We start from the raw sequence: 7,116 nt of genomic DNA on the forward strand, positions 1-7,116 counted from the left end.
TCGAGTCGGTGGAGTCGGCGGCGGAACTGGTGGATCAGCTCACGCACTGAGCAGCATCGGGTGCCGCGGCCGGGGCGGCCCGGTGTGGAGTGCGCACGGGGGTGGGTGTGCTGCGGGCGGTTCCCGCCGCCGATCGCTGTTCAGGCGGTGCGGCGCACGGTGTTCAGGCGGTGCGGCGCACGGTGGTGTAGGCGTGAGCGATGGCGTCCGTCGCCGTGGTGCACGGGATGTTCGCATCACGGACCGACGCGACGACACGTGCCTCGGCCGAACCGGAGCGTTCGAGGACGCTGCCGGCGGCGACGGCCCAGACGGTCTCGCCGGGCGCGAACGTACGCGTCGGGGTCCAGCCCCGCTGCGGCGCGAACTCGCGCAGGGCGCTCCACTGCGCGATCTCGTCCGCATCGGGGTATCCGATGAACAGCAGTCTGTTGGTGGCCACGATGAATCCCTTCCGACACTCCACATGACTCATCCGGCTTGTCGTCCCGCGTTCACCGTGTGTTACGTCTCCCCGGTCCGTCCGGGTCAGGACTCGAACAACGTCCGACCCCAGTATTCGCCCTCCCGCAATCCGGGCGGACACGCGAACACCGCCGAACCGACGTGCTGGATGTACTCGTTCATCGCGTCGTGGCGGGCCAACTCCATCTGCATCGGCACGAACTGGGCGAGTGGATCCCGGCAGTACGCGATGAAGAACAGGCCGGCGTCGAGGTGCCCGAACCCGTCGGAGCCGTCGGTGAAGTTGTAGCCGCGCCGCAGGATGCGCAGGCCGCCGAGATGCTGCGCGGACGCGAGCCGCACGTGCGCGTCGACGGGGACGAGCGGACCGTCGGGTCCATTGGATTCGAGGTCGAGTTCGTCGAACTCGCGGTCGCGTCCGAGCGGGGCACCCTCCCGTTTGTCGCGGCCGATGACGGCTTCCTGCTCGCCGAGCACCGCGCGGTCCCACACCTCGATGAGCATCCGGATTCGGCGCGCGACCAGGTAGGTGCCGCCGGCGAGCCACGGTTGATCGTCGCCGGATCCCACCCACACCGATTCGGCCAGCGCCGTCGGATCCTCGGCCTTGATGTTGTTGGTGCCGTCCTTGAAGCCGAACAGGTTCCGGGGTGTGACCTGTGCGGTGGACGTCGACGACGTGCGCCCGAAACCCAACTGGGACCAGCGCACCGAGGCCGTACCGAAGGCGACGCGCGCGAGATTGCGGATGGCGTGCACGGCGACCTGCGGGTCGTCGGCGCATGCCTGGACAGCGATGTCGCCGCCGCTGCGGGCGGGGTCGAGGTTGTCGGCGGGGAAGTGCGGTAGATCCTCGAGCGCCGCCGGTTTCAGCGGCGCGAGTCCGAACCGGTCGTCGAAGAGCGACGGCCCGAACCCGATGGTGAGGGTGAGCCCGGACGGCGCGAGATCGAGTGCTTCACCGGTGTCGCTCGGTGGACGGTACGCGCCGTCACCGGTCGCACCGTCCTCGGTGGCCTCGAGGCCCGCGGTCATCCGCTCGGCCATCGCGGTCCACGTCTTCAGCATCGCGATCAGTTCGTCGCGGTCGCGTGTGGTGACGTCGAACGTGACGAAGTGCAGTCGATCCTGGGCGGGTGTGACCACGCCGGCCTGGTGGTCGCCGCGGAACGCGACGACCCGGTCGCCGCCGCCGGGCTCGGGGGCGGTGACGCGACCGACCACCGCGCCCGCGCCGGCGAGGACGGCGCCGGCCCCGACGGTGCCGAACAGTTGCCGGCGTGACAGCCCCGCGTGCGCAGGGACGGTCGGTCGATCCGTCATTGTCCCGATGCCTCCGCGATCACGCCCTGCACCTTGCTGACCTCGGCGGACAACGCGTCGAGCAGACGGGACAGTTCCTGCCGCTGCTCGTCGGTGACGGTGTCGTACGAGACGAATCCTTCGCCGTCGCGGTACTGCCCGAGCGCAAGGTCGAGATCGGCGAACCGGGAATCGATGAGTTGCCCGAGGTCGGGATCCTGCTCGTCGAGGATGGGGCGGAGCGCGGCGATCGCCGACTGGGATCCGTCGACGTTCGCCTGGAAGTCGTACAGGTCGGTGTGGGAGAAGATGTCCTCCTCGCCGGTGATCTTGGAGGTGGAGATCTCGTCGAGCAGGCCCTGCGCGTCGCCGGCGATGCGGGTGGGGTCGATCGAGTAGTCGTCGGCGTTCACCAGATCGGCCAGTTCCTGCACGTCCGCGGTCAGCCGATCGGCCATGGCTGCGGAATCGGGTTGCAGGCCGGTCACCCACAGGTCCTTCTCGAGGCGGTGGAAGCCCGTCCATTCCTGACCGGGCTCGAGGTCCGCCTCACGCAGATCGAGCCGCGGATCGAGGTCTCCGAAGCTCTCGGCCTCCGGCTCGATGCGTTCGTAGTAGGTGCGGGTGATCGGGAACTGCGCTTTGGCTGCGTCGACGTCGCCGGCCTTGATCGCGGCGACGAAGGTGCCGGTCGTGGTGACGAGCGCGTCGACCTGGCTGCGGATGTACCGACGGTAACCGTCGGCGGCCTCGGCGAGCCGGCCGTCTTCGTCGGTGGCGGACCGGGGCTCACCGGTGACGGTGAACGCCTCGCGGATACCGTCGCCGACCATGCCGGGGCGGCACATCAGTTCGTAGTCACCCGGATCGGGAATGTTGACGATCAGCTGACGGGTCAGACCCGGGCCGATGTTCTCCACCTCGCCGAGCGCCCGCTCGCCGGTGGCGAGTACATAGAACTCGGTGACCTTCGTGCCCTGATTGGTGACGGAGAACGTCGAATGACCGGTGGTGCCCTCCGTCGCCGACACCTCACAGGAGGAGTCGGTGGCGGTCACGGTGATCGCGTCGGCGTCGGACGACGCCTTCTCCGTGCAGCCGGCGAGGGCCAGCGGCAGCACGGTGGCGGTGGCGAGAGAAGCGGTGAGTCGACGCATCGGGGGCCTTTCGGGTGGGGCACGCACACGGACCGTGGGAGCCGAGAACGGGGTGGTTTCAGGAGGTGGCGGTGGACGGTGACCGTTCGGGTCCCGCGGCGGTCGTGAGCGGCCGCAGGAACAGGAACAGGACGACCACCAGGTAGATCAGCCACGCGGCGAACTGCAGGACGGTCGGATCGGGCCGGATGTTGAAGATTCCGGCGAGGACCGTCCCGTACCAGCTGCCGGCGTCGTAGCTGCCGGAGACGTCGAAGGCGAGGGTGCTGCCACCGGGCAGGATCCCGCCGATCTGGAGGGCCCGGATCCCGTATCCGAGGATCCCGGCGGCGACGATGACGAGGAACACCCCGGTGAGGGTGAAGAATTTCGCGAGGTCGATCCGCACGGCACCCAGATACATGAGCACCGTCAGTGCGGCTGCGGCGGCGATTCCGAGCAGCAGACCGACCAGCGGCCACGGACTTCCCGCGGTGTTCTCCGCGTATCCGACCATCAGCAGCGCCGTCTCGAGGCCTTCGCGCCCGACCGCGAAGAACGCCAACGACATCACCGCGGTCGGCCCCACGACCAGGGCTTTCTCCATTCCGGTGCGCAGTTCCCCCGAGATGGATCGGGCGGCCTTACGCATCCACAGCACCATCACGGTGACGATCACCACGGCGATGAGCGACGCGATGCCGGCGGCGATCTCGGCGGCGAGCCCGTCGAGGGTGTTCGTACCGAAGTGGATGATCAGGAAGGTCACCGCGACCATCGCCACGGCGATCCCGACACCGAACCACACCCATTTCAGGGCGTCCCGTCGCTCGGCGCGGACGATGAACGCGACGAGGATCATCACGACGATCCCGGCTTCGAGGCCTTCACGGAGTCCGATCAGCCCGGATCCCAGGAGTTGCGTCGCGACGGACGGCGCGGTGCCGGCGGCGGCGAGTACGTGCATGGCTACTCCGGTCAGTTGAGGCAAACCTCACCATCGATGGTGCGAACGAAAGATACACCCGCGGTTCCCCGGGCGGGGAGGGCCGGTCGGGCACTGTCCGAGTTGTCCGATTCGGGATCGTCGGTCGTGGCGGCGGGGTTCGATCCGGCCCGCGCGGTCCGTCGTCACGGGTCGTCGCGGGCGCCCCGCCGCGACCGGACACGACGAACGACGGCGACGACCAACACGGTTACGACGATCCCGAGCGCCAGGGTCTGCGCCGCGGTGAACACCACGAACTGCCCGAGCGACATCCGCGTCACCCCGGCAGGGATCGAGATGAGGCTGCGGAAGATCGGCACCATCCGCCGAGCGGATCCATCAGGTCCAGAGCCCACCCCGCCGGCCCGTCCGTCGGCGCCGCGGGAACATCGGGAACGCTCATCCGGACAGCGTAGGCGCGGCGGTACGCGACGGCCGGGTGTCCGGAGCGGCTGGCACACTGGGTGCGGTGAGATCGGCAACCGCACGCGGACCACTTCGACCACCGGAACTGGCTGCGGCAGCCGTGTTCGGGGCGCTCACCGCGACCGTCACGGTGGTCGTCGGGTTGATTCCGGCGAGCGCCGCCCAGGTGCTGGTGACCCTGCCCGTCGCGTTCCTCGCCGCCACCCGGCGGCTGCGCGTCGTCGTCGCGGCGACGTCCGCGGCCGCGGTCGTCGCGCTCATCGCCGGCGGCCCGTTCGCGGTGGTGTCGGTGGCGATCCTCGCCGCCGTCGGCACCCTCGTCGGGTTCGCGCACCGCCGGTGGGGGCGTTCCGCGGTGTTCGTGGTGTTCGCGTGTGCCGTTCCCGGTGCGTTGCTCGTCGCGGCGGGCGTCGTCGGTCTGCTCGCGCTGTTCGAGGACGCCCGCGTGCTGCTGCTCGATGCGCTCGCCACCACCTTGCGGGGCGTGGTCGCCGCACTGGCGGGGGCGGGCGCCACACCCGAGACGATCGACACCGCGAACACCGTGATCGACTTCCTCGTCGAGCACTGGTGGGTGTGGCTCGGCGGTGCCGTCACCGTCTCGATGATCGGCACGGCACTGCTGAGCTTCGGGGTCTTCCGGGCCGTCGCGCGCCGCAGCACGTGGCGGCAGCATCCGACGCCGTGGCCCGACACCGACACGGCGGAACCCGCGCCCGTCCCGGTGACGTTGCGACAGGTCACCCACCGCTACCCGCAGGCGACGGCGGACGCGCTCACCGACATCGAGCTGACCGTCGCACCCGGCGAGTTCGTCGCGGTCGTCGGGCCCAACGGGTCCGGTAAGTCGACGCTCGCCCGTATTCTCGCGGGGGTCGCACCCACCGCCGGTCTCGTCGACAGGCCCGGCGCCGTAGGGCTCGGTCGTATCGGCGGAACAGCGCTGGTGTTCCAGCATCCCGAGACCCAGGTGCTCGGCCGCACCGTCGCCGAGGACGTGCGGTGGGGCGCCGCCACCGACATCGACGTCGAGGAGTTGCTCGACCGTGTGGGACTCGCCGGTGCGGGGGAGCGGCCCACCGAGGACCTGTCCGGGGGACAACTGCAACGCCTCGCGATCGCGTCGGCGTTGGCGCGGCGGCCCCGGGTGCTGATCGCCGACGAGATCACCGCGATGGTGGACGCGGACAGTCGGGCCGATCTGGTCGCCGTGCTCGCCGACGTCGCCGCGGCGGGCACCACCGTCGTCCTCGTCACCCATCTCGCCGACGAAGCCACCCGGGCCGACCGGGTGATCCGATTGCACCGGGGGCGTCTCGCCGACACCGAGGTGCCCGCGGTGCACCGGCGGGCGGTGCCGGCTGCACCACCGGCCGATCCGCGTCCCGTCCTCGAACTGCGCGGCGTCGGTCACACCTACGCGGACGGCACACCGTGGGCGCACACCGCGTTACGCGATGTGACGCTGACCGTCGCACGTGGTGAAGGAGTGCTCGTCGCCGGCACCAACGGGTCGGGGAAGTCGACACTCGCCTGGATCCTCGCCGGGCTGATCCGCCCGACGACGGGACGGTGCACGCTGCACGGTGAGGACACCGCGGATCGCAGCGGTGACGTGGCCCTGGTGTTCCAGCAGGCACGGCTGCAACTGCAGCGGCCGACGGTCGCGCGGGAGATCTGCGAGGTCGCCGGGATGCGCCACGTCGACCCCGCGTACGTCGCCGCGGTGCTGCACCGGGTCGGCCTCGGCGTGGACCTCGCCGATCGCAGCATCGACCGTCTCAGCGGAGGGGAGATGCGGCGTGTCGCGATCGCGGCGCAACTGTCGCGGGCGCCGCGGGTGCTGGTGCTCGACGAACCCCTCGCCGGTCTCGACGACGCGGGACGCAGGGAATTGATCTCGATCCTGGTGCATCTGCGGACCGTCGAGCACGTCACGATCGTGGTGATCTCCCACGACACGGACGGTGTGGACGAGGTGTGTTCGCGCACGGTGGTTCTCGAGGGCGGCACGATCGTGGACGACGGTACGGCGGCGGTGGCGTGATGGGTGGGGCACGGCGGCGTCGGCCGGTGATCCTGCTGCGGCCGGTGCCGCGGCCGTCGCCACTGCACCGAGTGTGGGCGGGCACGAAAATCCTTGCGGTCGCCGCACTGTCGGTGGTGGTGAGTTTCCATCCGTCGTGGGCCGGCATCGGGATGATCGCGGTGGTGCTGGCCGTCGCGGTGGCGGTCGCGCGCATCCCCCGCGGGGTGGTGCCCTCGATCCCGTGGTGGGTCTACGCGATCGCCGTGGTCGGCGCGGTGCTCAACGCGTCGGGCGGCGGACTCGACGCGTACGCGCGCACGGTGCTACTGGGTGTCGCGCTGCTGGTGCTGATGGCGCTGGTGGGGTGGACGACGCGACTGTCCGAACTCGTCGACGCCCTCCCGGTGCTGTTCGCGCCGCTGCGCCGAATGCGACTGCCCGTCGACGAATGGGTGACGACCTGCGCGCTCGCTCTGCGGATGCTGCCGACGATCCGCGGTGAGCTGCGGATGGTGTTCGCGGCGCGCCGGTTGCGCGGCCGCGTCGGTGTGCCGTCGGCACGCGAGTCGTGGCGGGAGATCGTGGATTCGGTGGGGGCGGTCGCGTCGGTGTCCATGCGGCAGGCGCAGGATCTGGGGGAGGCGCTGTCGGTGCGGGGGCCGCGCCCGACGGCGACGGCCCGACCCCGTGTGGGGGTGGGTGATGTGGTGGTCGCGGTGGTGGTGGCCGCGGTGTGCGTCGCGATGTGGCTGTACGCCTGACCCGTGCGT

Annotated in this window: 7 protein-coding genes; 2 read left to right on the forward strand and 5 right to left on the reverse strand. The window is 70.5% G+C overall.

Annotated features, from left to right (window positions below; translation table 11 throughout):
* Positions 1–163: 163 nt before the first annotated feature.
* The 5 genes from LDQ05_RS18880 to LDQ05_RS18900 all read right to left on the reverse strand — a co-directional run bounded on the left by LDQ05_RS18880 (position 164) and on the right by LDQ05_RS18900 (position 4,214).
* The gene (locus tag LDQ05_RS18880) at positions 164–442 is read right to left on the reverse strand and encodes a hypothetical protein (RefSeq protein WP_226438491.1); all 279 of its coding nucleotides are present in this window, start codon (positions 440–442) and stop codon (positions 164–166) included.
* An 86-nt stretch (positions 443–528) separates the two neighbouring features.
* On the reverse strand, positions 529–1,788 hold the full coding sequence (gene efeB, locus LDQ05_RS18885; protein WP_226438492.1) for an iron uptake transporter deferrochelatase/peroxidase subunit: 1,260 nt from the start codon (positions 1,786–1,788) through the stop codon (positions 529–531).
* Positions 1,785–2,924: an iron uptake system protein EfeO gene (efeO, locus tag LDQ05_RS18890; RefSeq protein WP_226438493.1), complete on the reverse strand. Its 1,140-nt coding sequence runs from the start codon at positions 2,922–2,924 to the stop codon at positions 1,785–1,787. The genes efeB and efeO overlap by 4 nt, the downstream gene beginning before the upstream one ends.
* A 58-nt stretch (positions 2,925–2,982) precedes the next feature.
* Positions 2,983–3,870: an iron uptake transporter permease EfeU gene (gene efeU, locus LDQ05_RS18895; protein ID WP_226438494.1), complete on the reverse strand. Its 888-nt coding sequence runs from the start codon at positions 3,868–3,870 to the stop codon at positions 2,983–2,985.
* Positions 3,871–4,034: 164 nt separating this feature from the next.
* Positions 4,035–4,214: a hypothetical protein gene (locus LDQ05_RS18900; RefSeq protein WP_226438495.1), complete on the reverse strand. Its 180-nt coding sequence runs from the start codon at positions 4,212–4,214 to the stop codon at positions 4,035–4,037.
* Between the two features lie 146 nt (positions 4,215–4,360).
* Here LDQ05_RS18900 and LDQ05_RS18905 point away from each other — a divergent pair, with 146 nt between their 5' ends.
* The gene (locus LDQ05_RS18905; RefSeq protein ID WP_226438496.1) at positions 4,361–6,364 is read left to right on the forward strand and encodes an ABC transporter ATP-binding protein; all 2,004 of its coding nucleotides are present in this window, start codon (positions 4,361–4,363) and stop codon (positions 6,362–6,364) included.
* Positions 6,364–7,107 (forward strand): energy-coupling factor transporter transmembrane component T family protein, encoded by a 744-nt coding sequence (locus LDQ05_RS18910; protein ID WP_226438497.1) that lies wholly within the window; start codon positions 6,364–6,366, stop codon positions 7,105–7,107. Before LDQ05_RS18905 ends, LDQ05_RS18910 begins: the two co-directional genes overlap by 1 nt.
* Positions 7,108–7,116: the final 9 nt, after the last annotated feature.

The sequence above is a fragment of the Rhodococcus yananensis genome, assembly GCF_020515525.1.
GTDB lineage: Bacteria > Actinomycetota > Actinomycetes > Mycobacteriales > Mycobacteriaceae > Rhodococcus > Rhodococcus yananensis.